The sequence below is a fragment of the Tritonibacter sp. SIMBA_163 genome (genome assembly GCF_046535935.1).
GTDB lineage: Bacteria > Pseudomonadota > Alphaproteobacteria > Rhodobacterales > Rhodobacteraceae > Epibacterium > Epibacterium scottomollicae.
Window position 1 is genome coordinate 1 of record NZ_JAWJBP010001525.1, and the last position, 230, is coordinate 230.

The window sequence follows — 230 nt, forward strand, 5'->3', positions numbered from 1 at the left end:
AGCTGACATGCAAATACAAAACGAAAAATAATTCGCCACACCCTTAAAAATTGTCGCAGCACATTTATGATCCGCGCAGGTATGACGATCTGCCTCCCCTCCCCGGGCTGCGCGCGTTTGATGCGAGTGCTCGGCTCGGAAAGTTCGCGCTCGCTGGCAAAGAGCTTGGACCGGCCGCGCCGGGCGGCAGGGCTTCGGTTCGGGGGGTGGGGGGGCGGCGCGGGCGTCCG

The 230-nt window shown here is 62.2% G+C and carries 1 pseudogene; it reads left to right on the plus strand.

Features of this window, described 5'->3' with window-relative positions:
- Window positions 1-50 precede the first annotated feature (50 nt).
- Window positions 51-230, plus strand: a pseudogene (locus R0J92_RS27375) (hypothetical protein); the annotation flags it as partial.